Origin of the sequence: Rathayibacter sp. Leaf299 (assembly GCF_001423055.1) — a bacterium.
Classification (GTDB): domain Bacteria; phylum Actinomycetota; class Actinomycetes; order Actinomycetales; family Microbacteriaceae; genus Rathayibacter; species Rathayibacter caricis.
This window is the reverse complement of record NZ_LMNT01000006.1, coordinates 22660-46177: the sequence shown is the minus strand read 5'-3', so window position 1 is coordinate 46177 and position 23518 is coordinate 22660. Positions and strand designations below refer to the sequence as shown.

Genomic DNA, 23518 nt, shown 5'->3' with positions numbered 1-23518 from the left:
GCTCTGCGGCGACGTTCCGCAAGATCCAGCAGACCCGGCGCGAGTCGGCGCGGACGCCGACGGGCTCTCCCTCGAGCAGCGCGACGGGAGCTCGTTTCCAGCGCATCGCCGATCCTTCCGTCAGAGAGTGAAGGTCGGAGCCGATCCTGGTTGCACCGGGTGCGACGACCTCTGCTGTTACGACTGTCTCAGCGACTGCTAGATCGAGCGCGGCGGGCCGGCCTTCGGATCGGCCCGTGAGGGGCGACCCCCTCACACTCCCCGGCATCCCGTTCCGGGGCGCGAGCTGCACTCGCGCAGCGGCGACAGAGCACCGCCGATCGGAGGCCGCGATGCGGCCCGTTCCCCGCGTTTTCTTCACCTCTCCGCGGTTTCAACCTATTTCGCTCCAGCGGCTTCGTGCCACCGATTCCGGACGCGCCCTGCGGGCTTATTTCGCCCGCAATCGGCGTCACTGCGCCGCCTCCACTCAAACGGTTTTCCCCGCCGGAGAGGCAAAGAAAAACGATCAGCCAGACAGGTCCGTAGGTGGCTTAGACCCACGGAGAACGTCGCCCCGCTGATCCCCACCGAGGGAGAACCGACCGTGACCACCACCACGAAGACCCGCAAAACCACCGCGACCAAGAAGCGCGCACCCCGGACCACGCCGGAGGAGCGCCGCGAGCAGGCCGCCGCGCTGCACGAGAGCATCACCGAGCAGGTCGAGGCGCTGCGCGACTCCGACCAGTGGCGCCGGTTCCTCTCGTTCGCGTCCTCGTTCCACCGCTACAGCCTGGGCAACCTCCTGCTGATCCTCGCGCAGCGCCCCGACGCCTCCGCCGTCGCCGGGTTCCGCGCGTGGCAGGCGAAGGGTCGCCAGGTGCGCAAGGGCGAGAAGGCGATCAAGATCTTCGGGTTCGCTCAGCGCAAGGTCGCCGCCGACGAGGAGGCCGAGGAAGGCACCACGACCAGCACCGACGAGAAGGGGCAGAAGGTCCAGACCTACTACCCGCTCGTGTCCGTGTTCGCGATCGAGCAGACCGACCTCTCGGAGGGCGCCGAGGATCCCCGCGACATCGCGCAGAAGCTCACCGGGGACGAGGACCACGGCGTCATCGAGGCCCTGACGGCCGCTCTCGAGGCCGAAGGATGGACGCTCGAGCGCCGCACCCTCCCGCAGGGCACCAACGGGTACGCCCGCCCCGAGGACTGCACCGTCGTCGTCTGCGACACCCTCGCGCCGGAGCAGGCCGCGAAGACGCTGATCCACGAGACGGCACACGTGCTGATGGGGCACGTCGACGACCTGGAGGAGTACGCGCAGCACCGCGGAGTGATGGAGGTCGAAGCCGAGTCCGTCGCGTTCGTCACTGCTGGCCTGGCCGGGTTCGACACGAGCGCGTACAGCGTCGGCTACGTCGCGTCGTGGAGCAACTGCGACGCCGACGTGATCCGCGGAACCGCGGCGCGCGTGCTCACCACCGTGCACCGCATCGCCGCGATCCTCGACGCCGACGACGACGAGAGCGACGACGAGAGCTGAGCGGCGACGGGCCGGCCTTCGGGCCGGCCCGTGAGGGGCGACCCCCTCACACTCCCCGGCATCCCGTTCCGGGGCGCGAGCTCCGCACGCGCAGCGGCGACGGAGCACCGCCGGCAGGAGCCGCTACGCGGCCCGTTTACCCGTTTTCTTCACCTCTCCGCGGTTTCAATCTATCTCGCTCCGTCGGCTACGTGCCGTCTCTCTCGGACGCGGTCGCAAGCTCCCTTATTTCGCCCGAGAAAGCCGTCACTCCGCCGACTCCACTCAATTGATTTCATCCCGCCGGAGAGGCAAAGAAAAACGATCAGGAAGAGACGACAAAGGCCCCGTAGTTGGCTTAGAACCACGGGACCTGTCGCCTCAATGATCGCACATTGATTGAGGAGAAACCATCGTGAACATCACCGCAACCGGGACCATCGAGCACATCGACCCGGCCGCCCTCGTGATCGAGCAGAACGTCCGCACCAGCGCCCCGCTGACGAAGGAGTTCATCGACTCCATCCGTCAGAGCGGGATCCTGTCGCCCGTGCTCGGACGCCGCGACGAGCACGGAAACGTGATCGTCCGCGCGGGGCAGCGCCGGACCCTGGCGAGCCGTGAGATCGGCCTCGCGACGATTCCCGTCTACGTCGTGGACGGCGACGACAAGACCGCCGAGCGGATCGTGCAGCAGATCATCGAGAACGACCAGCGCGCGGACCTCTCGACCGCCGACCGCACAGCGGCGTGGGCGCAGCTGTCGTTCGAGGGCCTGTCGCCCGCGACGATCGCCAAGCGCACCGGCACCAAGGCCGCGACCGTGAAGGCGGGACTCGCGATCGAGGAATCCGCGGCCGCGCGGACCGCGCTGCACGAGCACGAGCTGACCCTGGACCAGGCCGCGGTCATCCTCGAATTCGAGGACGACGAGGAGGTGCGCGCCGACCTGATCCGCGTCGCCACCACCGACCCGAGCCAGTTCCCCCACACCGCGGAACGCCACCGCAAGGCGCGCGCCCGCCGCGTCGCGGTCCTCGCGGAAGAGGCCAACCAGGAGGCCGCAGGATTCGTCGTTCTCTCCCGCGAAGACCTCGACGGGCCGGAGTCGCCGTGGGTGCGCATCGACCCGCTGCGCACCGCAGACGGGGAGCGCGTCACCGTCGAGCACCTGGCGAGCATCGAGCCCCGCGCGGCATTCGTGACCACCTACTACGACGACACCCCGACCGTGACCTACGCGATCCAGGACCCCACCGCTCACGGATTCAGCTACGCCTACAACGCGCCCGCCGAGCCCGAGACGGACGAGGAGAAGGCCGCGAAGTCCGCCGAGCGCCGCATCCTCCTCGCGAACAACCGCGCGTGGATCGCCGCGGAGACCGTGCGCCGCGAGTGGATCTCGACGCTCCTCTCCCGCAAGACCCTCCCGAAGGACGCCGAGCGCGTCATCGCCCTCGGACTCACCGCGCACCGCTACTCGGTGTCGGGCGCGATGAGCGACGGGAGCGACCTCGCCCACACGCTGCTGGGCATCCAGCGGCCCTCCGGCTTCCGCACCGACGCCCTCGCCGCGCTGGTGGAGGCGAACCCGGCGAAGGCGCGACTGGTCGCGCTGGCCGTGGTCCTCGGCGGCGCGGAGTCGCGCACGAGCAAGGAAGCGTGGCGATACGGCGACGCGCACGCCGCCGCTCACTTCCGCCAGCTCGCGACCTGGGGATACCCGCTCTCCCCGGTCGAGCAGGTCGTCACCGGCGACACCACCGCCGCAGACGCCGCGGGCCTGAGCTAGCCCCCTCCGCGGGGACCGGCCGTCGCCGGTCCCCGCCCCCTCCTCCGACTCTGCAGAAGGGCCCCGCCATGACCACCACCACGACTCCCGCCGCCGTCGACGTCGACGTGTGGGGACACACCCCCGCGCTGCGCGCCGCGCAAGACGCCATGAACACCGCCGCCGAGTCCGGCGACGCCCGCACGCTGCGCGCCACCGTCCACGTCCTCCTCACCGCCGCCGCCCGCCACGCCTGGCCCACCGCTACGGCCCTCGTCTTCAAGCGCGAGGCGCTCGGCACGTTCGCCGGCTCCTGGGCGCTCTACCGCGTCACTGACGCCGGACACCGCGTGCTCCGCGAATGGGAGAACGAGCCCGACGAGATGAGGGACGAATCCGACGAGGAGCGCGTCGCGCTCGACCTCATCAGCAACAGCCACGAGACGCAGGACTACGCCGACACCTTCGGCCCTCTCAGCGAAGGCGTGACGGTCGGATACCACCTCTACATGCTCTGAGCGAGCCCGAGCGGGCCGACCCGAACCGGTCGGCTCGTTTTTCGTGTCCCTAGTTTTGTGGTACTATTTACTCATGGGAGTTGAGTGGCCGAAGAGCGCAGACAAGCACGGGATTCCGCGCGAGGATGCTCTCTACGCGATGGCCCACGCGGAAGCCGCGGCACGGATCGAGGGACGTCCGGGAGAGGTGACGACGGTCTACGTCGGACACCCGCACCCCCAGACGGACCGGTACATCGAAGTGATCGCCGCGATGCGACCCCCGCGAACCCTGACGGTCTTCCACGTCATGGAACTCAGCGACCTGTACCGGCACCTACTCACCTAAGGAGACGACGTGGACAACTACGACGACCTCGCCGCGCGCGCAGAGCGCAGCGAGCTCGCACCCCTCCCCGGCACCCAGCTCCGCGGCGACGACGCCGCCGCGGACGCCCGCGCCGCGCTGCTCGCCGCGACCGGCGCCGACACCCTGGACGAGGCCGTGACCATCGCCCGCGGCCGACCCCGGCTCGACGCCGAGGACGAGGCCGGACCCATCTGGAAGGTTCGCTCGACCAAGCCCCTCGACCAGGCCGTCCGTCAGCTCGCCCAGCGCCGCGGTGTCAGCAGGTCCCAGATCCTCCGCGAAGCCGCCGCGTCCTACGTCAACGCCGCCTCCTGACGACCGGCTCCTGCAGCGTCACTCACGGCCGGCTCGCCGCGAGGGGGAGAGCCCCCTCGACCCCCCCCGGTCTCGCGCGCGGAACAGCCCGTCCGCGCTCGAGCGGTGGTCAGCGGCGGGGACGCGGCTTGTACGTCTTCCCCGCCCGGATGTTCCGGTTCTCGATCACACCCATGACCGCCAGCTCGACGCCAACAGCGCCGCTCGATCTCGTCGCTGAGGTCGACGTCGAGATGTTCGGCTGGGAGCAGGATCTGGGCGAACACGTCGGGCCATCTCGGATCGGAGCTCTGCTTCGAGCCCGCCAGGGCGGAGCTAGTGAGCGGGCATCTGGCCCGGTCGAACCTTAGTCAGGACTTCTGATGGGTGCGAGACGGCACGGTCCGAAAAGACCGGACGGCCGCGAAGACCAGCGTGATGATCAACACCGCTATGACGATGGCTGTACATGTCTCCCACCAGGTCGCGACGGTCCACACGCCGACCGCACAGCTCCAGCCCGCGAGAGCAAGAGCTACCCCCGCGTACACGAGCCACGAAAACCGAGGTTTCTCCATTTCTTCAGGATAATTCACTCGTCATCACGGGTATTGGCTCTCGCCGGTGTTGGCGCTGCACGCGCTAAGGAAGAGGTGACGAGGAGTTGGAACCTCCCATCGGAGTCGGGTCACACTCAGCCGGCGGGGTGGCGATGGTGGAGAACCACCAGGCGGCGAGTTCCTCGTCGCCTGGATCGTCGCAGTCAGTGGGCGGGGGTTCAGTGTTCATGGGTGAACGCTAGGCGGTGCGCTTCGAGTGCGTGCCGAGACGGCGCGGATCTCGGGAAAACCGCGGGCCGAGCTCTCCCTGTGAGGGAGTCGCCAAGCGGCCCACGCAGTACTCCCGTCAGCTCTTCGTGTTCGGCGCCTCCGGGGCGTCGGGGATCCTGGCGATAAGGGCTTCCAGGGCGGTGGTCAGGGCGGTGTTCGCGCCGCGCGCTTCGCTGAGCTCGTCGCGCAGCGCGGAGAGGGCCTGCTCGTGCTCGGCCCGCGCCGTCGCAAGCGCGGCGACCGCCTCAGCAGCGTCAGCCGCGCTGCCAGTGGCGGCCTTCTCGAGGCCCGCGATGCGCTCATCGCGCGCTCGAAGCTCGGCGTCGTGCTGTGCGGTGCTCGTGTCGAGGTCGTCGCCGAGTTCCGCGATCTCCTTCTCCTGGTGCGCGGTCTGCTCCCGCCACTCCCGCTCGAGCGCGGCGTGGGACTCCGCGGCCATCCGGGATGCTTCCGCCCACAGTCCGCCGGCGAGGCGCAGCGCCTGCTCCGCGAAGGCCGGGGGAGTCGCGGCGATCGTGGAGCCGGCGTTCTGCTTCTCCTCGCGCCACTCCTTCAGGTACCGCGTCGCGTCAGCGTTGCTGACCCCGGCTGCGGAGCGCACCGAGGCGACCGTCGGGTTGCGCTCCGCGCTGATGCTCTCCGCGGCCGCGTAGACGCGGTCCTTGATCGATGCCTCCATGAGGGCCGTCCTTTCGCTCTGGTCGGAATAGTAGTATTCCTACTACTACTCCTACAGAATATCGAGCGATTGCGGAAGCATGCCGCGAAACCCCGAGTGGAGCGGCCATTCCCGGTCGTGAGGATCGGCGACGGGCGCGAGCGCACCGACGACAGCACGCGCGGGCTCCGTGCAGGGGAGCGGCCGCACCTACTCTGGGAGTGAGGGAGAGCCGTGTGAGAGGGGGCCGGGCGATGGGTGATCAGGATCCGTGGGGTGTGCTCACCGAAGGAGTCGTGCAAAGCTTCCCGACCCGCGGAGCGGCCCTCGTGTTCCAGCGTGAGCACGCCGCGTTCTGGGGGCGACGCTCACCGCTGATGATGTTCGACGGGGACCGCTGGGTCCCGGCGCCGCCCGAGCCTGGGCAGGTGCCGGCGGGGGAGAAGCCCCGGTGAGATCTCGGACGGCCCGAACCGCGGAGGAGCGTGCTCTCGAGCGGCTCGAGGACCTCTACGCCGAGCTCCCGACCCTGTCCTGCCTGGGCCTGTGCGAGAAGTCCTGCCACCAGCACATCGACGCATCCGCGCTCGAGCGGCGGCGCCTCCTGGCGAAGGGCGTCGACCTCGATGCCCCAACCCCCGACGGCGCCTGCCCGGCGCTGTCACGCACGTTCGGGGCCGGCCGCTGCAGCGTCCACGCGATCCGCCCCACGATCTGCCGGCTCTGGGGAGTATCGGCCGCGATGCCGTGCGAGCACGGCTGCGTCCCCGACGGCGGCAGGGTCAGCGACGCGCAGGCGATGCGGTGGATGCTCACCAGCTACGACATCGGCGGCCACGCCGACACCAGCCCCGACGTCCGAGCCCTGCTCGAGCAGTGCCTCGCCGACGAACACGCGTCAGCGCTGCTCAGCCGATACCTCCGCGGCGACCGCAGCATCACCGCTCAACTGCGCGACCGGATCCTGCAGCTGCGCGTAGGACCCCCCCACCCGTCCTAAGCGCGCGGCGTCGGCGCGACCCGCTGCGCGGATCGCGCGTGCAGCAAGAAGAACCCCGGCGCGATATCACCGTCCAACGCGACGCCCTGGACGCGGAGCGAAGTCGGCGCGGCCATCGATCCACCACACCTCGTGCTCCCGGAATCGCGATCGCTCCATCAGCTCGTCGCTCACGCGAGCCTCTCCGAGAACGACCCGAGCAGATCCCGCCGCGGCGATCGGAAACGCCCAACCGCCGGCCTCCCGTCGCAGTGCCGGCGCCACGACCACCGCCCGCAGGCTCAGGTCGGAATCAGCAGGAGCGGGCGCGTCGTCGAGGGTCATCTACCCAGTGAATTGGGCGGCCTCCGCCGATCCGCGCTCTGCGCCAGGATCGCGAGCAGATTGGCGTCGGCTGCATTGTGCCGCAGCTCGCCGCAGCAGCTCATCGATCCTTGCCCAAGCCGGGCAAGCCTCCACCTACTGCGCGGATCGACTTGCCCTTGTGCGCTGCGCGAATCTCCTTCTTCGACCGCTGGGCTGGCTGCGTCCCGTACGGGCCACACATGCGCCTAGGGAGCGACCCACTCGGGCAGGGTGATGCCCGCTGCTTGCAGCGCAGCACGGAACTCGGTCGCAGGCCGTCGGCGGTCCTCGAAGAACCGCACTTGCAGGTCGGGCCACCTCCGCCGGTATGCGCTGGTCTCGTCCTGAATGTCGAGGATTAGGCCCTGCAGGTCCGAAGTGGACTCGAACTCCACACCCATGCTGAGGTCGTCTGCGGGACCACCTTCAGCGCCCCACCACACCTCGCCGTCTTCCTCGTCAACGTGGCGGTAGATATCGACGTCGTAGAAGTGGCTCATTCCGGGAATCCTCCCTTACGAGGAGGCGTGTCAGAGCATGGCGCTCCGGGTGCGCAGCGCGCGGTTCAGCCGTACTCGCGCTTCTCGACGTCACCCCTCCCCGTGAACGTGTCCACGAGATCCCGATACCCGGACCCCTACCGACAGGACGAACCGATGACGACACCGCCCCCTCGTTCGATCCCGTGCTGCTTGACCTCGCAGACGAGGACGACTACTACATCGTCACCCAGGCGCTACGCGACTTCGCCCACCAGGCGGAGAGCGACGCCGACAACGAAGACGAGAGCGACCGATTCGAGGGCCGGCCCAGTGGCAGCCGCCCCGCGACCTTGCGCGCGCAGGCTGAGCGCGCCCGGGCAATCACGGCCGACGTCGAACGCCAGCTCGACGCCAACGGCGCCGCCCGCCGGCCCTCCTAGAGGACTAGTGGGCGTCGTCGTACGCCTTTTGGACCTCAGCGGAGATGCGGCCGCGGTCGGAGACGTTGTGACCGTTCTTCGCCGCCCACTCCCGGATCGCCTTTAACCGCTCCGGGTGGCTCTTCGAGCGCGCAGGAGCTGAGGAGCCGGCGTTGCCGTCCCGGCGCACGCGGCGGCCGGCGTCGACGTACTTCTCGAACACGCGGCGCAGCTCGGCAGTGTTGTCCGCCGACAGATCGATTTCATAGTTCGCGCCGTCCATCGAGAAGGTGACGGTTCCACCGTCACCCTCGATCGGAGAGCCGTCCAGGTCATCGATAAGGGTGAGCTTCTGTGCCATTCGATGTCTCCAAGCAGGTAGCGGTGATCGCTTGTTTCTAGCAGTCCCTACCTGTCGTCGCGCCGCGCCTCACGGCGAACGATGATCACAAACCCCACGACGACGAACAGGACGACAAAGCCGACCGCGACGAAGGGCAAGTAATCCAGGAACAGAATCAGCAGCAGCGCCCACGGTTCGAAAGTCATCCCCGCTACTCGTCCCCGCGCCGGCGTGCTCGCACCGCGGCCACTACGGCCAGCACGACGAAGAGCACGACGGCTCCAACAGCGATGTACGGACCGAACAGCACCAGCAGGACCAGGGGACTCCACCCACCCACGTCAAACACCGTGCGCCGCCGACTCGTCAGCGGGCCGCGGGGAGGGGATCGAGCAGGTGCGGTCCGTTGTTGCGGACGCTGTTCACGTCGCGGGACACCTCGTAGTGCTCGAGGTCGTGCGCGACCGCGTACGACTCTCGGTCGAGTAGCTGCATCAGGGCGTCGACGTCGAGGTGTCCGCCGAGCCAGTCGTCGTACCCGTCCGGGGTGATGCACGCCGGCATCCGGTCGTGGACCTCACCCGGCGCCACATGCGAGTCGCGGGTGATGATCGCCGTCGACAGCCGCCACTTCTCCGGGTCGTCCTTCGCCTTCGACGGGTCCGGCCACGCCGAGACGACGCCCGCCATGGCGAGGGCCGCGTCGGGCTCGTAGATGAAGTGCGGCTGCTTCCCGGTCTCCGTGACCGTCCACTCGTAGTAGCCGGCCGCCGGGATCAGCACCCGCGACGTCGCGAACGCCTTCCGGAGCATGGGCGAGTTCGCGACCGTTTCGATCCGCGCGTTGATCGGCTGTGGCCGCTGCTTCTTGACGTCCTTCGCCCACATCGGCACGAATCCCCAGTGCACCATCGGCACCGACCGCTCCCCGTCGCGCTCCCGCACGACGGTCACCGGCGACGTCGGCGCCACGTTGTAGTTCGGGCGTAGACCGCCGAAGTCAGCCGAGACGAGATCCGGCAGCAGAGCCGCCGTGGAGTCCTTGACGACGAAGCGACCGCACATACTCTCAGCCTAGGCAGGCGGCTGGTTGACGCAGGTGTCGACTACCCCGCCAGTCGCCTGCGCGGAGAGCTGCGCTCAGACGAAAGGCGGCCTCGTCTTATTCACGTCGTCGATCGAGTTGTTCAGTCGAATGATCGCGGCGTCGAGCCATTCGTCATCGATCCAGAATCGATCCCCCGCAGCCTGCCGATTTACTATCTCCGCACGGTTGAGTCGCTGAGACCCGTCAGGTGCGGTGGCCGGGCGAGCGTGCAGGACGTCGTTCCGAATCTCGCTAGCTGTGAACAACGCTCGGTAGACGGCGGTCAGGTAGTCACGAGTGGGAACGTCGGTCACGTTGGGAACCTGGGCCTTCAGTTTCACAGCGATCCTGGCCGTCTCCCACGGTTCCAGCTCTGCGAGCGTGAGGCCCGCCGAAAGAGTCGCCTGCAACCGATCGAGGTCCCCGAGGATTGTCCATTCCTAGACGACGCTGTGTACGCGATTTCCCCGATCCGCGCCAGGTACTCGGGCTCCGGCAACGCGACACGAGAATGCTCCATGAGACGACGCTAGGGGTCGCGTTCGATCGATTCCCAGTCTGGAGGAGGCGCTACTTGTTGTAGCTGTCGACTACGACCAGGCGCGCGCCGTCGCTGTCCTCAGGGAAGGACCCATCACACGCGAAGTCCCACGAGTCGGTGGAGTCGACCAGTGACGGGATACGTCGCAGGTCGTCGGCTTCACACGTCACCACGGACCCATCGGAGAACGTGATCGTGGACACCGGGTTGAACTTGATCCCGTTGCTGTTCAGGATCGTGAACGCCAGCTCAAGCTCTGTGCCGAGCCCGGTCGTGGTCAAAGTCGCCGCGTCCACCGTGTAGTAGCCCGTGCCCGTGTTGTCGGTGATATCCGTGATCGTCGCGCTGTCGGTGACGGCTAGAGGGTCGGGCTTCTCCTCAGCGCACCCAGACAAGGCCACGGCGAGACCCGCAACGAAGGTCAGGGTCGCAAGGGCGCGTGTTTTCATGCGGCGAGCCTATGGGGCTTGGCCGCCTCCCTGCTGCCGCTCGTCGCGACGCGCAGTGGCATTGCGGGATGGAACGAGGAGCGGCTTTGTCGCCCATAGGAGGATGAAAAGCCCCCCGAGGGGTAGGAGAGCCAACCCGAACCGTCCGAGGGTATTCGACAGGCCAGGAATCGCCAGCACGGCTACCCACAACGCCAGTGACGCGGCCATGACCGCGAACAGCTTGCCAATGAAGTCAAGGCGATCACGGCCGCGATCTGTGCCTCCGAGCTTATGCGCCCCAGCGCGCATGACGGTGCCTAGGAACGCGAACGATGCGAGCCAACCGCCGAGGGCGACGCCCACCTCGGTGATGACATAGCTGAGAACGCTGCCGTAACCCGGCTGGATGGAGTGTGACGGCGGGTCGACGGTGTAGACGACCAACAGCGCGATCCCCCCGGCGGCCAACACGGCGACCAAGACCCACGTGAAAGGTTCGCGGACAGATCTTGCAAGAGTCTTCACATGGATCCTTCGCGTGTCAGGGAGCCTCAGAGGGCGGCAGCCCGCGGACATTGGTCACATTCTGTCGGGTCGCGCAGACCGGCCGTAGAAGGCGTCCGTTCTGTTTGTCGCGGTCACGCATCCGACGGATCACGACATCGCGGCACTCGACAGCCGCTAGTGCCGCGCCCGTCCCGTAAGGGGATCCCCTACTGAGTCCGGGTGCGCATTAGAGCGCCTTGTTGACTCCGGCAACCAGTTTCGTCCACGCGGCGCGTTCTTCGTCGGTGAGGGCGTTGTAGCCGTTCGTGCCGAGCCAGCTCATGAAGGCTTTGGCAAGCCTCCACTTGGATACGGGCTTCCCGTGTTCGGCGGTGAGGATCTGCATGATGGGCCGGGTGGGCTGCGCGGCGATTGTAGTGGTGCTGTCCCAGCCGAGATCTTTAGCGACCGAAGTGATAGTGGAGCGGAAAAGGTCTTCAATCTCTGCGCCCTTGACCGGGTTGGTCAGAAAGTCGGCAACCCGGAGAACGGCTTTCTTCGGCAGCAGCGCGACAAGGGCGTCCTGTTGGGCGGCAAGATCCCCGGCGCCATCGGAGTCTAGTAGCGCGGCGACCCCCAGATTTTGACCTGCATAGATGGTCACGAAGTAGGCGACTTTGCTTGCAGTGCCCGCGGGGATGATCGCTGGGGAGTTCTTGAATGTCGGACCACTATCGGCGGCGGCGGCGTCGTTGGCGGCGTTCAGGTAGAACATATCCGTTACCCCCTCACAGACAAGGTTCCGCTTTTGCGAGAACATGTTCTGGGCGAGTTCGTATCCTAGTGCGGCCTGGAGTGGAAAAACGGAGCGCGGGTCATCGACTTGCAGCCGAGAGTGGATTTTTGTGCCGGCCGTTCGGTCTTGCATCTCAGCGATCCGCACGAGGTCGAGTTCGTCGGAGCCGACCATGAAGGGCGAGTGTGTGGAGTAAATGATCTGGTTGTTCTCGCCGAGCAGCGAGATCGTTTTCCGGAACTCCTGCTGCTTCAGGGCGTGAAGGCTCAGGCCGGGCTCGTCAAGGAGCAGGATCGCGCCTTCGAGGTCGTCTTCTGCTTGGGAGCGGAAGACGACAAAGAATGACACGAGCCACCGGAAACCCTCGCTCCGTTGGTCGAGCTCGATCTCCACCCCGAGGTCGTCGACGACCATCACTTTCAGGTACTGGCCGTCAGCGACAATTCGCAGCTGCAACGTTGCGTCGCCCCACACCCTCCGCAGGTCAGTCGTGAGAGTGACACTTGCGGCGTTGAGCTGATACTGGCGCGCGTCAAGGTTCCGTTGGTGAGCTGCCACGTTGGCGTCGTGCGCTTCTTTCACTGAGGCGTTGGTCTCGTACTGCGCCGGCTTCGAGGGGACGCCTTTTGCCATGTCTGACAGCTCCTGGGCGGTGAAGCCGAGCAGCTTAAGCAGGCAGAGGTTGCCGAAGTCGTACTCCCCGTCGATGTCCCCGCGGGCCTGGCGTGCGGCTAGTGACTCGAGGTCGATACGGGGACGCACGGTGAAGTAGGTCGAGTAGTAGACCAGGAGCGGGATTCGTTTGCGGAGAGCTTCGATCGCCGCAGGCAGGATGCTTCCCTTGTCGGCGGTCGCGTCGACCTTGGTCCAGCGTTCGACTTCTGCCGTGTTGTCTTCCGCGACGAGGGGCAGGGCGGTGCTGAGCATTGTTTTGAGCTTGGCGGCCAGGTCCCCGTCTAGTGGTTCATGGGTGGCGGTCGTTCCGATGCCATCGAGCGTGTCGAGCAGATCTGCGGGCGCAGCCTGTCCAGCGAGGTACGCCCGCATCCTGATCAGGTCTTGCTTGACGTCCGCGAAGGTGGGCGTTGCCGGGAATCCGCTGGTGCTGTACTTGCGCGTATTGTCGAGGTACCGGTGCCAGGTGATCGTTGCGTCAGGATCGAGGTTCATTCCTGACGCGGCGAGAACCGCGGCACGGTCGGTGTCGTCGAGAGTGAATGTCGCTTCAGCGACCTTGATTTCTTCTGGCTCCTTCTTCCCCCTCTGGATTTCGTTGAGCCGGGAGCGGGGGTAGTCGAAGAGGTAGTCCAGCGCAGGGGTGTCTTCCGGGGCATGGATTGACTGCAAAGCTTTGAGAACGGCGGTTTTACCCGCTTCGTTGATCCCCACAAGGATGGTTTTTTCCGGCTCGACGTCGAAATAGCCAGAGTCGATGACTGACCGGTAGTTGGTCACTCGGGCGCGGCTGATGCGCATGGGATTCCCCTCGTTGGTGTAGTCGAACGTACCGGATGGGCTACGCGAGCGGGCTCTCGGCGGTGTGGGCGACGGATCGGGCATGCTGGCCGGATACCGCCCGCTCTGCGTGGTCGGGGCGTTGACGTCCTGCTTGACCCATGAAGACGCGATCCGCAGCTGCAGGATCGCGAGCTCTCTCTAGATGCTTGACCCGGGCGGAGGCTAGACCACTCGAGCGCGCTCGGAAGTGGCGCGGAGGCGTCTCGATAGCCGATGGGTCGCCGGACTGGGTCGATCAGGCGCGCGCGTCGCCTCCGGTGACATCGACGATGTGCTCGCGTTCCGGTGTCGCGTGCGCGACATCCTGAGGGAGAGGGTCATTGCTTTCGAGCGGCGCGGAATGTTCGGCAGTGCCGTGCTCGATGATCTCGACGGCGACCGAATCCCACCGATGGATCTGCACGCCGGCCGCTGGCTGCTGCGAGGTGATGTAGAACAGGCCAGGCCAGGCCAAGGTTCCGATGGGTGGTCCGTCGGGGTCGGGATTCGCCAGTACGACGCCGGCGTTGACGGCGACTTCACCACCGACGTGGAAGGGCATTCCGACCACATCGGGAACCGTCACCAGGTCTGCGTTGCGCTCCGTCACCTCGCCGACAGTACGCCCCGCCGCTTCACTCGACCAGAGCGTGAAGCTGGATTCGCGCGGGCTGCGTGCGCACCCTTTTCAGAGCGTTCCGCATGGGGATCGATCAGCGGGCCGTTCGAATCAGCATCTGGGTCCTGTTTCGTTGGTTAGGCGGGTTCGTTGCCCAGCGTGCACGACTGGGCAGAACGAGCCCCTTCGTCGTTGATGAGCGGGTCGGTGTCTGCCGTCGGGCCTGGAGGAAGATCGCTGTAGAAACTCGCCTCGCCGTTCGCGGATTCCACGGCGGCGGAGAAGTCCGACTGGGATGGGTCGGCAGACGTTGACCACAGGCCAAGCGCGCCGTCGCCCATGCCCTCGCCTTCGATCGAGGCCGTGATGAACCAGGTGCTGTCGTCTCCGGGGCTCACTGCGCTGTGAGCATTGGTGAGCTGCAGATCAGGGTTCACGCCGGCAACGCTTTCTGCGATTACCTCTAGCGCGGCGCCGCTTGGAGACTCGCAATCTGAGTCGTTCGACGTCGAACACCCAGCGAGGGTCGTGGTGGCCGCTATGGCCGTGGCGAGGACGAGGGTGCGTCGCATGCCTACGAGACTACCGACGGACACCGTCTCGACAGGGGGTCGTTCACCGCGCCACTTCGGCGAGCAGGATGCGCCGCGCGCGGGCGCGGGCGGCAGTGTCCCGTTAGACCCGCCCGATGAAATGCCCGGTGATGGGGCGGCTATCGGGACACTGGAGTGGTGGATCAGAAGGCGATGCTACGCACCCGAGCCGAGGTGCTCGACGACCTCGAGCAACAGCTGCGCTCGGACGCCGACTTCGTGGGGGAGCGGATCGTGCGGACGGAGAACGGCTTCCGTCTGCAGGAGACGGAGACCTTCACGGTCGAGGTGTGGAAGATGCTGTTCAACTGGCGCCTCGTTGTGATGCCGCCGCACCAGCAGGTCGAGACGACTCACGGGTACTGCTACTTCGGCACCGGCCTCGAGAGCTTGGCCCGCGCGGTCGCCGCCGGCCTCCAATGGGCAGACCCGATGAAGACTGCTCCGGCGGGGTTCGACAAGCAGGCGTTCTGACGCCGCTCTAGATTTCGGTCGCGGCGAGCTCGTCGGGTCGGGGGAGTGCCAGCGCTCGGTAAAGGGTGGTGCGGTCGACGCCGAGCTTGCGTGCCACTGCTGCTTTCGGGATGCCGGCGGTGATGTCCGCTCGAGCTGCAGCGATTTGGTCGGCGTCGAGCCGACGTTGCCGGCCCGTGTACTTCCCCGCGGCTTTCGCGATGCGGATGCCCTCGGCTTGCCGCTCGCGGATGAGGGAGCGCTCGAACTCGGCGAATGCGCCGAGCAGGTGCAGCATCAGCTGTCCGAGGGCGTCGTCGCCGCCGGGTCCGTAGGTCTGCTGTTCCTTGATGAACTCGACGGAGGCGCCCTTCGCGACGATCTCGTCGACGACGTCGCGGAGATCTCGCAGCGAGCGCGCGAGGCGATCCATCGACGCGACTCGGACGAGGTCGCCGTCTCGGACGTAGCGGATGCAGTCCGCAAGGGCGGGCCGGTCGGTGCGGGTGGCGCCGGAGACTCTCTCTTCGAAGATCCGGTCGACGGAGCCGATCGTCTCGATCTGCCGATCCAGGTTCTGGTCGGTCGTACTGACTCGGACGTAGCCGACGGTCTGCGTTCGTTGCGTCACTCCTAGACCCTGACACAGATGTGTAGCGAAAGGTGGAGAAGAGACTCCACTGCTGCGCGCGTCGTCGGGTTCCCCCACTGTTGCGTTGGGGTGTACCCCAGGCAGACGTCATTCACGTCCGCTCATGCTTTACCGACGGCCTCGACTGGCAATGATGAGTGGGCTGGAACCGAACCGATTCCAGCCCACTTTCATCGAAGCCGTCGAGCCCGCAGTGCTGCTGACCAGTCGATGATCCGATGCCAGCGTCGGGCGGTGAGGCGTTCGGTCGCGTCCCGTGCCCGGCGAGTCCCGCAGCCATGCGGCGAGTCACCGCGGACTTTCCCACGCCCGGCTTGCCGAGCACGAACATCGACAGGTTCGAGATCAGTTGCTACTTGGAGCAGAGACTCGCGCCGACTGTGTGGTAGTTCAGAGTGCCGAAGTCGGAGGAGACGTAAGTTTGCACGCACGCGGTGCTGTTCACATTTCTCAGCCGTATGTAACGGCCGTAAGCGCCGACCGCTCCATCCCTGACTGAGAGGCCGGAGTCACTAGTCGTCGTCCAGCGGCCTTCGGTGTTCAGATCCTGCTGGATCAGAATGGGGCTGGAAAAGGACTGTCGATAGAGGGAGACGCGAGACCAGTTAGCCTGGCATGACGATGAATATCGTAGCTCGAGAACGCCGATTTGTTTCCCCTTGGTAATCCCACGCTCGCCAAAGATGGGTGCCGACTTAACGGTGTACGCGTTGGCGCAGCCCGCGGGACTACCATCTCCCCCTTGGTAGCTGGTCGATACCGCGAGGGCGGGGGAGGCTATACCCGCTAAGCTCAGCGCCACTATCCCCACGGCGGTGGTCAACCCGAACCATTTTCTTTTCACCTGGATTCTCCTTTTTGCTTAGGGTGGATGGTCGTTCTCGAAGAGGGTTGTAGAGACGGCTATATCAGCAAATGAACTGGGTTCCGCTGTCGGCGTAGTTGGAGTTGTCGGGGGTGGTGAGGTAGCCCTGGATGCTGATGCAGGTGGCTCCGGGTGCGTATGCCTGCATGCCGTAAGACCATCCAGTGACCGTGTCGGGCTCGCCGTGCTGGAAGTACGGAGATGCGCGGTCGATGATCTTCCAGGCGGTCGCTGAGGGCTCCCAGTTGTCGACTGCGACCCAGTTAGTTCCGCAGGCGTTCGAGTACATGACTCGCGCGGTGCCCACTCGTGCGCCGTCGCTTGTGCGGTTGATGGGGTAGTCCTTCACCACGGCTGCGGAGGAGGAACATCCCGTTGTCACCGGGTTGGTGCCGTCGTATTCGTAGCCGCTGGTCGCCTGTGCGGGGCCGGCGCCGAGGGTGAGTGCGGCCACGGATGTGACGGTCGATGCGGTGACGAGCAGTGCTGTTCGAAGCTTGCGCATGATGCTTCCTGCTTTCTCGGGACCGCTGTCGTCGCGGTCGCAGTGGGATCGGCTGGTGGTGTCTTCAGGAAGCTAGCGTCCGGGCGCGCACGGCGAGCGAGGACTAGGTCGCATCTGGAAAAAAGCGCGCAGGTCGAGGGATTTTGGTGGTCCAACTGGACTTTCTGGGCGCTGTTGGAACTGGTAGGGCGCGGACGCCGCAGAGTCATAAACCATCGGCGAGCTCCAAGCGCCGGCCGCGGTAACACCTGGAGCCTAAGGAAGGTCAAGGCGTCGTTGGCGTGGAGGCTGTCGACCTGCGCGTGCTCAGGTGCAGAGCGGATCCCCGAGATCGATCGTCTGAGTCTCCAGTGTGACGCTGCCTCGGGCGCAGAGCCGAGTGTCCCCATCGGTCCGGACGATGAGCGCGGTGTATGCGCCCTGAACGTCGGAGACGGTCGCTTCTTGCCGCTGACCGTCCGAGTCTGTACCTTGTGGGGCAATTTCAACGTGGACGGCGTTGTTGCTGCTTTGGTTGTCGTATCGGGTGACGCGGCCCCACGCTGCTTGGCAGCTTTCGGACCACATGACCTCAAGCAGGTAGCTCTCGCTTCGTGTCTCTGCCGCCGCTGGTTCGGCGTCGTCAACGCACGACGTCGCCGCAGGATCGACTCCGGTTCGGATCGCGACCGACGACGCGTCCGCAGAGGGGGTAGCGGCGACCTCATCCGCAGCTTGAGGAGTCAGAATAATGAAGCCTGTCGTGACCGCGATCCCCGCCCCGAATGCGACGACCGCGAGTGCAGCGGCTGCTCGTAGCGACACCATCCGCCTGGGCCCGCGAGCGGCGTTCGAAAGTTCCGCATCGGGTTCTACTGCAGAGGAGACGGTGGCCAGATCAGCTCGTCGATTGAGCCAAGGGCTCGGATCCTCCCCTAGCGCTCGTACCAGTGATACCAGTGTCCGCTCCGAGGGGAGTTGCTTCCCCCTAAATGCCTCGGCGATCGTCGACTTGGAGAGGTTCGTTCGATTCGCCAGTTGGACGAGTGTGGGATCTCCCGCCTCCATCCGCAGCCGACGAAGGTCCTTGGTCAACTCCGCGAGGCTCAGAGGCCGCTGCTGTGGGTCCTCTTCACTCATGCCTGGCCCTTCTTGCGTCGATCCCAGCCCAAGGTACCGGCACGCGACACGACCATCATCGCCGACTCACCCGAACACTGTTCCTTCGAGCTGGTGCAGCGGCCCCGAGGTCGCGGCCCGCCCGACGACGACTCCGATGACGAGTAGAACGGCAGCAGCGGTAGCTACGTGCCTGGTCGGGAGGAAGAGCCTTGAGAGTCCGATCAGCGCGGGTATTGGTGTACCAGCCCAAACGCATGTCGGACCGGACCTAATAGCACATATCGGAACTTACATCAAATTATCCGGCAATACTCCTTCGCTTATACCAAAAGCCACAGAAAGACGCGGAAGAAGATGGCACATAAGGCCCGATAAGCCAATGCTTCCGTTACGGCATGGTCGGAGCGGAGTATTTCTGCCAGCGATCGTGAGCGGCGTGAAGAACGGGTGTGACGCTCAGCGCTAAAGTCGCGATCTGCTCTGGGTCGGCGCTCATGGTGCGCATCCCGTCCAGATCTTCCTCGATGTTCACGCTTTGCAGGATCGACACGAGCGATCCGTGCGACAGGGAACTCAGCATGGCCCAGTTGAGTGTGGCCTCCAGCGGTCGTACGCCGTCGATCAGACCCTCCGCCTCGTGCAGAACCTCGTGAAGGTCGAGCTTCGTCTGTTTGGTATGGGCCGGGTCCAATTGCACGTCGGCCTTCAGTAGCGCGTCCGCGACCTCAGCGAGGAGCTGCTCGATCCGCGGAACGACACGAGCGCGAGCGTCACGACTTCGGTCGTGCGCTCCTGCGTCCTTCACGGCCTTCCTCTCGCGACTGAGCGCTTGCCCCAGATCGTCGCGGGCGCTGCGCGCGGCTCGTCTGATCCGTTCGTCGCTGTCAGACGGCGCGATCACCCACCAAGCTTGCGCTGCGCATTCCAGGACTGCGCGTAGCAACGCATAATCGGCCACCAGGTGGGATTCCTCCCGCTGCCAGAGAATCGAGACAGCCCGGGCCGCGTCGTACGCGGCGAAGAGCTTGCCGGTCGCAACGAAAGCGGGCGACACGGGGCCCGACACCCGCTGCGCATCCGACGCCGCGATGCTGCCCGGAGCAAGCGGTGCCGCCGCCGCCTCGCGGAACAGGTCATGGCTCTGCAACCAGAATCGACTCAACATCGTCAGCGGAGGTTTGGCAGCAGTCACGCTGCGAGCGTAAGCCCCTCGATGACGAGCGCGGGTTGATATCCACACGTAATGATGTGCCGATACCAACACGCCGGGAGATGGTGTCGACGTCGGGCACCAGGCCTGCCCCGGTTACTTGCGCTTCTTCTTCAACGCCTTGTTTTCCGCGCGCAGTCGCTTGTTCTCTGCTCGGAGCTGCCGCTTCTGGCCGGCGTTCTTCTCGTCTTTGGCCTTCTCTCGCGGCGTGCGATTGAGTGCTCCTGGGGTACGGGGCATGGCGGTGCCTTCTCTCGGTCAAGTGGTCGGGGAGCTGAGCGAGCTTATCGAGGCTGCCGATCGGGGTGGCTCCCGACCGATGTGCGCCGGTCGAGAGTCGCGCAGCATCCGTAGACCTCTCCTCAGTCACCGCACGCGGCGTCGACGGGATCCTGCGTCTCGATCGCATCGTCACCCTACGACGGGTCGTCCGTCTGCGCTCAGCATGACGTCACGTGCCATACCGGCGGTCATCAGCAGAGCGCGCCCCCATTTTACGCCCGAGCGACACTCACGCTGACATAATATAGATTATCGGAGGTTCTCTCACGTTGTCGAGTGTGGCAGGCGGCCTTGCCGCCAATAATTACCATCCGCTTCGCAGGTCGACGCGGACGGGAATCGGCGTCGCGGGTTGGGGCGAGCGTTGTTCGGCCGGCGCCGTCGCGCGAACGTGCCGGGTGTCGCTGCGCGGTCGAAGCGGTACGAGGTGTCGGTCACGCCCGAGGAGGACGCGCACCTGCGCGCCCGTGCCGAGGTGCTGGAAGTGACGGTGCCGCGTCTGCTGTTCGAGTCCGCGATGAACGCCCAGGTGCGCACGGACACGGAGTGGCGGTTGGTGGTTGCTGAGTTGTTCCGGGCGTCGAAGCTGTTGCAGAAGACGTCGGAGAACATGAATCAGCTTGCGCGGTTCGCGAACAGCACGGGCCAGTTCCCGGCCGAGGCTGTTGAGGCTGCGGAGGAGTACCGGCGGGTGCGACGCCTGATCGAGGCGACGGCAGACCGGCTCGGTGGACGGTGAGAACGAACATCACGCGCGGCACGCGCATGCGTGGACTGATGGGTTACCTCGTCGGTCCCGGTAAGACGAATGAGCACGAGGAGCAGCACTTGATCGCGGGGGATTCCGCGATCATGGCTGAGTACGGGCATGAGGTTTTGGACGGCGCTGCGGCTGCGGCGATCGCTGCGGATCTGGATCGACCGCGGGAGCTGTTCGGCGTCGAGGTGACGCGCAACAAGGTGCGCACCGACGAGAACGGCGAGGCGGTCCGTGACGCGGCCGGCGCGGTCGTGAAGGATCGCGTGGCGGCTGATGTGTGGCATTGCTCGCTGTCGCTGTCGGCGGAGGAAGGTCAGCTCACCGACGAGCAGTGGGGCCGAATCTCGACCGACTTCGTGCAGCGGATGGGCTTCGCTGGCGAGGACATCGGCAAGGCCGATTGTCGGTGGGTCGCGGTGCGTCACGGCCTGTCGAAGAACGGCAACGACCACGTACACATCGCCGTATCGCTGGTGCGCGAGGACGGCACGAAAGCTTCTGTGCATAAGGACTACGAGCGGTCGCAGACGATCAGCCGTGAGCTGGAGCGCGAGTACGGGTTGCAGGTCTACCAGGCGCCGGAGCGCGAGTTCCCGGAGCGCGGTGTGCGGCCGGGAGCACGCGAGTCCGCTGCGCGCCGTGGGCACGTCGAGCCGGACATGCAGCGCCTCGAGCGCGCCGTGCGCGCGGCCTCGTCCGCATCCCAGGATGAGAGCGAGTTCGTTCGTCGTCTGCGTCAGGGCGGGGTGCTGGTGCGCCCTCGATTCGCGACCGGCCGGGACGATGTGATCGCCGGCTACTCGGTGGCCCTGCGGCCGACGAACGGCGAGAAGGCGATCTGGCACGGCGGCGGCCGGCTCGCTCGCGACCTGACCTTGCCGGAACTGCGGAAGGGCTGGCCGGACCAGCCGGAGTCCGCGTCGGATGCAGCGTCCGAGTGGCGCGCGACGGCGAAGAACCCGTGGCAATACACGCCGGTCAACCCGGGCCGGGAAGTGGCGGAGCCGGCACCGGAACTGTTCGAGGCGTACGCCGCGGACATGGACCGGCTGCACGACTACATCAGGTCCGTGGACCCCTCCGACAAGGCCACGTGGGCGCACGTCGCGCGCGAGACGGCCGGCGCCTACGCGGCGTGGTCCAGGCGCATGGAGCCCACCCCGGGACCGCTCGCGGACGCTGCGCGATCGCTGGCCCGGTCGGCGCACCTGCGGGCGCACGAGACGACTCCGCGACCGGCGGGCATGCCGTCGAGCTCCGCGTCGACCGCGCTCATCCTGGCGGCGGCGGGGAAGAACAAGAACGCGGCCGCGGAGCTGCTGCTGTTCCGTCAGCTCGCGAAGACCAGCCACGCGATCATGAGCGCCCACAAGGCAGCCGGAGACGCCCGCCGATCGGCGGAGCTGTCGTCCACCTTGCAGCGTCAGTTGACGCAGGTCCGGGACGGCTACTCCACTCGCATCGCGTCGGTGAAGGCCGCGGAGCGCGAACAGCAGTGGCAGGCGCTCCCGGATGAGTTGAAGGAGAACCGCCGGCTCACGCAGGCGTCGTTCGGTTCGGGTAGCCCGGTGCCGACGACGCTGACCAAGCGCGAGCAGGAAGCTGCGGATCAGCTCGCACGCCGAGCCCGCGAGAACCGCACCCAGCCAGAGACCGATCGCGGCGACCGCGGCCGATGACCCGCACCAGGCAGAACAACGAGGGGACCCCATGAGTGACGACGACGAGGTAGGCCAGGAGGTCGGTCAGAACGTTCGGATCGCGTTGACGATCGCCCTGCAGATGGGCGAGAAGTTCGCCCGGCTGCGCGAGGAGCTGGCACGCGACGCGCAGGCCCGTTCCGCAGCGCAGGCGCGCGAGCTGTCCGCGCGGTTCGACGCCGAGCGCGGCGCTGCACGAGCGACGTTGCAGGTCGTGGACCGGCCCGACTGGTGGGAGAAGGCGAGCGTCCAGGACATCGCGAAGATCGCAGAGACGGCGCAGGCGTGGAAGACCCACGACCCGATCGCGGAGCGCGCCGCGGCCGTCGTGCAGCGCGAAGTGCTCCACCGCTACAGCGTCGACACCGCCGTGCTCCGCGACGCGGCCAGCCAGGGGAAGTCGGAGCTGGACCTGGCGAAGGAATGGGCCGCGGGCTTCGCGCCGGAGCACTACCACCGCCACGACGATGACCGCCTCACCATGCAGGTGGGCGATCGCGCGGAGCCGGACGTGAACGCGGAGCGCGCTCTGATCACCGATTACCGCGCCGCGCTCGCGGGCGACGCCGGCACCCTCGAACTCTCCGCGGCCGAGGAGTGGAAGCGCGACACCGACCCGGCCGGGTTCCAGGACTACCGCGTGCAGACCTCGATCGACTGGACCGACGCCGGCCAGGTGTCCACCCCGGACCCCGCGGCCGTCGCCGCTGCGCGAGCGGGCCTCGTGGAGGAGTGGAAGAACGCGGTAGCCCCCGAGCGTGCTCGAGCGGCAGCAGAGGCCACCGAAGCACAACTGCTGATCGCGGAAGCCGACCGGCTCGACCGCGCAAACGACGCCCGCGGCCAGGACGCCGCTCGAGAAACCCCCGGCGCCTCCGACGTCGACAACGGTCGCGCGGAGATGGCTGCACAGCTCGAAGCGCGCGCGAACGACTACGACCGCGACGCGGCCGCCGGCGGCACCGAGAACGCGAGTCCCGACGAGCTGCGCGAGCTCGCGGCCGACGCGCGCGCTCAGGCGCAGCTCTTCCGCGACAACGCCCCCGCGGAGCGCCAGGACGCCGCTCAGAGTCCCAATGCGGCTAACGGCGACTCCATGGCTCCCGCGTCCGATCCTCGCGCGTCAGCGGCGCGGGAGACCGGTGAGGCGTCCTACGACAGCGCGGACCGCCGGCAGGCGATGATCGCGGCGATGGAAGCCAAGGGCGTCCCGCCGCACGCGATCGAGACGCGCATGAGCGCCGATGCCGCCCACGCCACCCCCGCCATCGCCGCGGTGTCCAGCACCACCCGGGGCGGCTCCATCCAGCAGACCCGACGCACCCGCGGCAAGGGACAGGGAGCGGACCGCAGCGACCTCGGACGCTGACGCAATGGGGTGCATTGTGGTGAGGGCGCCCGGTCTGAGGCCCCCATGTGCGAATTCT

General features: G+C 66.7%; 27 protein-coding genes. 11 read left to right on the top strand and 16 right to left on the bottom strand.

Going from position 1 to position 23518, the window contains the following annotated elements; all coding sequences use genetic code 11:
* The first annotated feature begins 586 nt into the window (after positions 1-586).
* The 5 genes from ASF48_RS17340 to ASF48_RS17320 all read left to right on the top strand — a co-directional run bounded on the left by ASF48_RS17340 (position 587) and on the right by ASF48_RS17320 (position 4457).
* Positions 587-1525, top strand: coding sequence for an ArdC family protein (locus ASF48_RS17340; protein WP_055794415.1), 939 nt, complete (start codon positions 587-589; stop codon positions 1523-1525).
* A gap of 394 nt (positions 1526-1919) precedes the next feature.
* A complete protein-coding gene (locus ASF48_RS17335; protein ID WP_055794413.1) occupies positions 1920-3296 on the top strand; it encodes a ParB/RepB/Spo0J family partition protein in 1377 nt (458 codons plus the stop codon).
* A 68-nt stretch (positions 3297-3364) separates the two neighbouring features.
* Complete coding sequence (locus tag ASF48_RS17330; protein ID WP_055794411.1) at positions 3365-3793, top strand: hypothetical protein; 429 nt, start codon at positions 3365-3367, stop codon at positions 3791-3793.
* A gap of 73 nt (positions 3794-3866) precedes the next feature.
* Complete coding sequence (locus tag ASF48_RS17325; protein ID WP_200931046.1) at positions 3867-4121, top strand: hypothetical protein; 255 nt, start codon at positions 3867-3869, stop codon at positions 4119-4121.
* 9 nt (positions 4122-4130) lie between these two features.
* The gene (locus ASF48_RS17320) at positions 4131-4457 is read left to right on the top strand and encodes a ribbon-helix-helix protein, CopG family (RefSeq protein ID WP_055794409.1); all 327 of its coding nucleotides are present in this window, start codon (positions 4131-4133) and stop codon (positions 4455-4457) included.
* A gap of 885 nt (positions 4458-5342) precedes the next feature.
* Here the strand turns inward: ASF48_RS17320 and ASF48_RS17310 are convergent.
* Positions 5343-5945, bottom strand: a complete 603-nt coding sequence (locus ASF48_RS17310) for a DNA-binding protein (RefSeq protein WP_055794405.1) — start codon at positions 5943-5945, stop codon at positions 5343-5345.
* Positions 5946-6375: 430 nt separating this feature from the next.
* Here ASF48_RS17310 and ASF48_RS17305 point away from each other — a divergent pair, with 430 nt between their 5' ends.
* The gene (locus ASF48_RS17305) at positions 6376-6924 is read left to right on the top strand and encodes a YkgJ family cysteine cluster protein (protein WP_055794403.1); all 549 of its coding nucleotides are present in this window, start codon (positions 6376-6378) and stop codon (positions 6922-6924) included.
* A gap of 66 nt (positions 6925-6990) precedes the next feature.
* On the opposite strand, the gene ASF48_RS19525 is transcribed toward ASF48_RS17305, so the two are convergent.
* Both ASF48_RS19525 and ASF48_RS17300 read right to left on the bottom strand, forming a co-directional pair.
* Positions 6991-7248, bottom strand: coding sequence for a hypothetical protein (locus tag ASF48_RS19525; RefSeq protein WP_157603224.1), 258 nt, complete (start codon positions 7246-7248; stop codon positions 6991-6993).
* Between the two features lie 227 nt (positions 7249-7475).
* Positions 7476-7769 (bottom strand): hypothetical protein, encoded by a 294-nt coding sequence (locus tag ASF48_RS17300; RefSeq protein WP_055794401.1) that lies wholly within the window; start codon positions 7767-7769, stop codon positions 7476-7478.
* A 185-nt stretch (positions 7770-7954) separates the two neighbouring features.
* Between ASF48_RS17300 and ASF48_RS17295 the strand changes: the two genes are divergently transcribed.
* Entirely contained in the window at positions 7955-8191 is a 237-nt protein-coding gene (locus ASF48_RS17295) for a hypothetical protein (protein ID WP_055794399.1), read from the top strand.
* Between the two features lie 4 nt (positions 8192-8195).
* Here ASF48_RS17295 and ASF48_RS17290 read toward each other — a convergent pair whose 3' ends face one another.
* The 9 genes from ASF48_RS17290 to ASF48_RS17255 all read right to left on the bottom strand — a co-directional run bounded on the left by ASF48_RS17290 (position 8196) and on the right by ASF48_RS17255 (position 14407).
* Positions 8196-8531, bottom strand: a complete 336-nt coding sequence (locus ASF48_RS17290) for a histone-like nucleoid-structuring protein Lsr2 (protein ID WP_055794397.1) — start codon at positions 8529-8531, stop codon at positions 8196-8198.
* 47 nt (positions 8532-8578) lie between these two features.
* Complete coding sequence (locus ASF48_RS19520) at positions 8579-8719, bottom strand: hypothetical protein (protein WP_157603223.1); 141 nt, start codon at positions 8717-8719, stop codon at positions 8579-8581.
* A gap of 160 nt (positions 8720-8879) precedes the next feature.
* Positions 8880-9578 carry an SOS response-associated peptidase gene (locus ASF48_RS17285; RefSeq protein WP_055794395.1) on the bottom strand — a complete coding sequence of 233 codons (699 nt, stop codon included), beginning with the start codon at positions 9576-9578 and terminating at the stop codon, positions 8880-8882.
* 75 nt (positions 9579-9653) lie between these two features.
* Positions 9654-9941 carry a hypothetical protein gene (locus ASF48_RS17280; RefSeq protein WP_157603222.1) on the bottom strand — a complete coding sequence of 96 codons (288 nt, stop codon included), beginning with the start codon at positions 9939-9941 and terminating at the stop codon, positions 9654-9656.
* Between the two features lie 229 nt (positions 9942-10170).
* Positions 10171-10590, bottom strand: coding sequence for a hypothetical protein (locus ASF48_RS17275; protein WP_055794391.1), 420 nt, complete (start codon positions 10588-10590; stop codon positions 10171-10173).
* Between the two features lie 9 nt (positions 10591-10599).
* Positions 10600-11097, bottom strand: coding sequence for a hypothetical protein (locus tag ASF48_RS17270; protein WP_055794389.1), 498 nt, complete (start codon positions 11095-11097; stop codon positions 10600-10602).
* Between the two features lie 208 nt (positions 11098-11305).
* Positions 11306-13330: an AAA family ATPase gene (locus ASF48_RS17265; protein WP_055794388.1), complete on the bottom strand. Its 2025-nt coding sequence runs from the start codon at positions 13328-13330 to the stop codon at positions 11306-11308.
* Positions 13331-13607: 277 nt separating this feature from the next.
* Positions 13608-13961, bottom strand: coding sequence for a hypothetical protein (locus tag ASF48_RS17260; RefSeq protein ID WP_157603221.1), 354 nt, complete (start codon positions 13959-13961; stop codon positions 13608-13610).
* 146 nt (positions 13962-14107) lie between these two features.
* Complete coding sequence (locus ASF48_RS17255) at positions 14108-14407, bottom strand: hypothetical protein (RefSeq protein WP_157603220.1); 300 nt, start codon at positions 14405-14407, stop codon at positions 14108-14110.
* A 294-nt stretch (positions 14408-14701) separates the two neighbouring features.
* Between ASF48_RS17255 and ASF48_RS17250 the strand changes: the two genes are divergently transcribed.
* On the top strand, positions 14702-15037 hold the full coding sequence (locus ASF48_RS17250) for a hypothetical protein (protein WP_055794383.1): 336 nt from the start codon (positions 14702-14704) through the stop codon (positions 15035-15037).
* Between the two features lie 7 nt (positions 15038-15044).
* Here ASF48_RS17250 and ASF48_RS17245 read toward each other — a convergent pair whose 3' ends face one another.
* The 4 genes from ASF48_RS17245 to ASF48_RS17240 form a co-directional block, all read right to left on the bottom strand.
* Positions 15045-15647, bottom strand: coding sequence for a recombinase family protein (locus ASF48_RS17245; RefSeq protein ID WP_055794381.1), 603 nt, complete (start codon positions 15645-15647; stop codon positions 15045-15047).
* A 929-nt stretch (positions 15648-16576) separates the two neighbouring features.
* The gene (locus ASF48_RS19130; RefSeq protein WP_082481710.1) at positions 16577-17038 is read right to left on the bottom strand and encodes a DUF2690 domain-containing protein; all 462 of its coding nucleotides are present in this window, start codon (positions 17036-17038) and stop codon (positions 16577-16579) included.
* A gap of 306 nt (positions 17039-17344) precedes the next feature.
* Positions 17345-18157 carry a helix-turn-helix domain-containing protein gene (locus ASF48_RS19125; RefSeq protein ID WP_082481707.1) on the bottom strand — a complete coding sequence of 271 codons (813 nt, stop codon included), beginning with the start codon at positions 18155-18157 and terminating at the stop codon, positions 17345-17347.
* A gap of 370 nt (positions 18158-18527) precedes the next feature.
* A complete protein-coding gene (locus ASF48_RS17240) occupies positions 18528-19331 on the bottom strand; it encodes a hypothetical protein (RefSeq protein ID WP_157603218.1) in 804 nt (267 codons plus the stop codon).
* A gap of 691 nt (positions 19332-20022) precedes the next feature.
* On the opposite strand from ASF48_RS17240, the gene ASF48_RS17235 reads away from it, so the two are divergent.
* The 3 genes from ASF48_RS17235 to ASF48_RS17225 are packed head-to-tail and all read left to right on the top strand — an operon-like array spanning position 20023 to position 23460.
* Positions 20023-20370 carry a plasmid mobilization protein gene (locus ASF48_RS17235; protein ID WP_442965583.1) on the top strand — a complete coding sequence of 116 codons (348 nt, stop codon included), beginning with the start codon at positions 20023-20025 and terminating at the stop codon, positions 20368-20370.
* 38 nt (positions 20371-20408) lie between these two features.
* Positions 20409-22070, top strand: a complete 1662-nt coding sequence (locus tag ASF48_RS17230) for a relaxase/mobilization nuclease domain-containing protein (RefSeq protein WP_055794374.1) — start codon at positions 20409-20411, stop codon at positions 22068-22070.
* A 31-nt stretch (positions 22071-22101) separates the two neighbouring features.
* Positions 22102-23460, top strand: coding sequence for a hypothetical protein (locus ASF48_RS17225; protein ID WP_055794372.1), 1359 nt, complete (start codon positions 22102-22104; stop codon positions 23458-23460).
* The last annotated feature ends 58 nt before the right edge of the window (positions 23461-23518 follow it).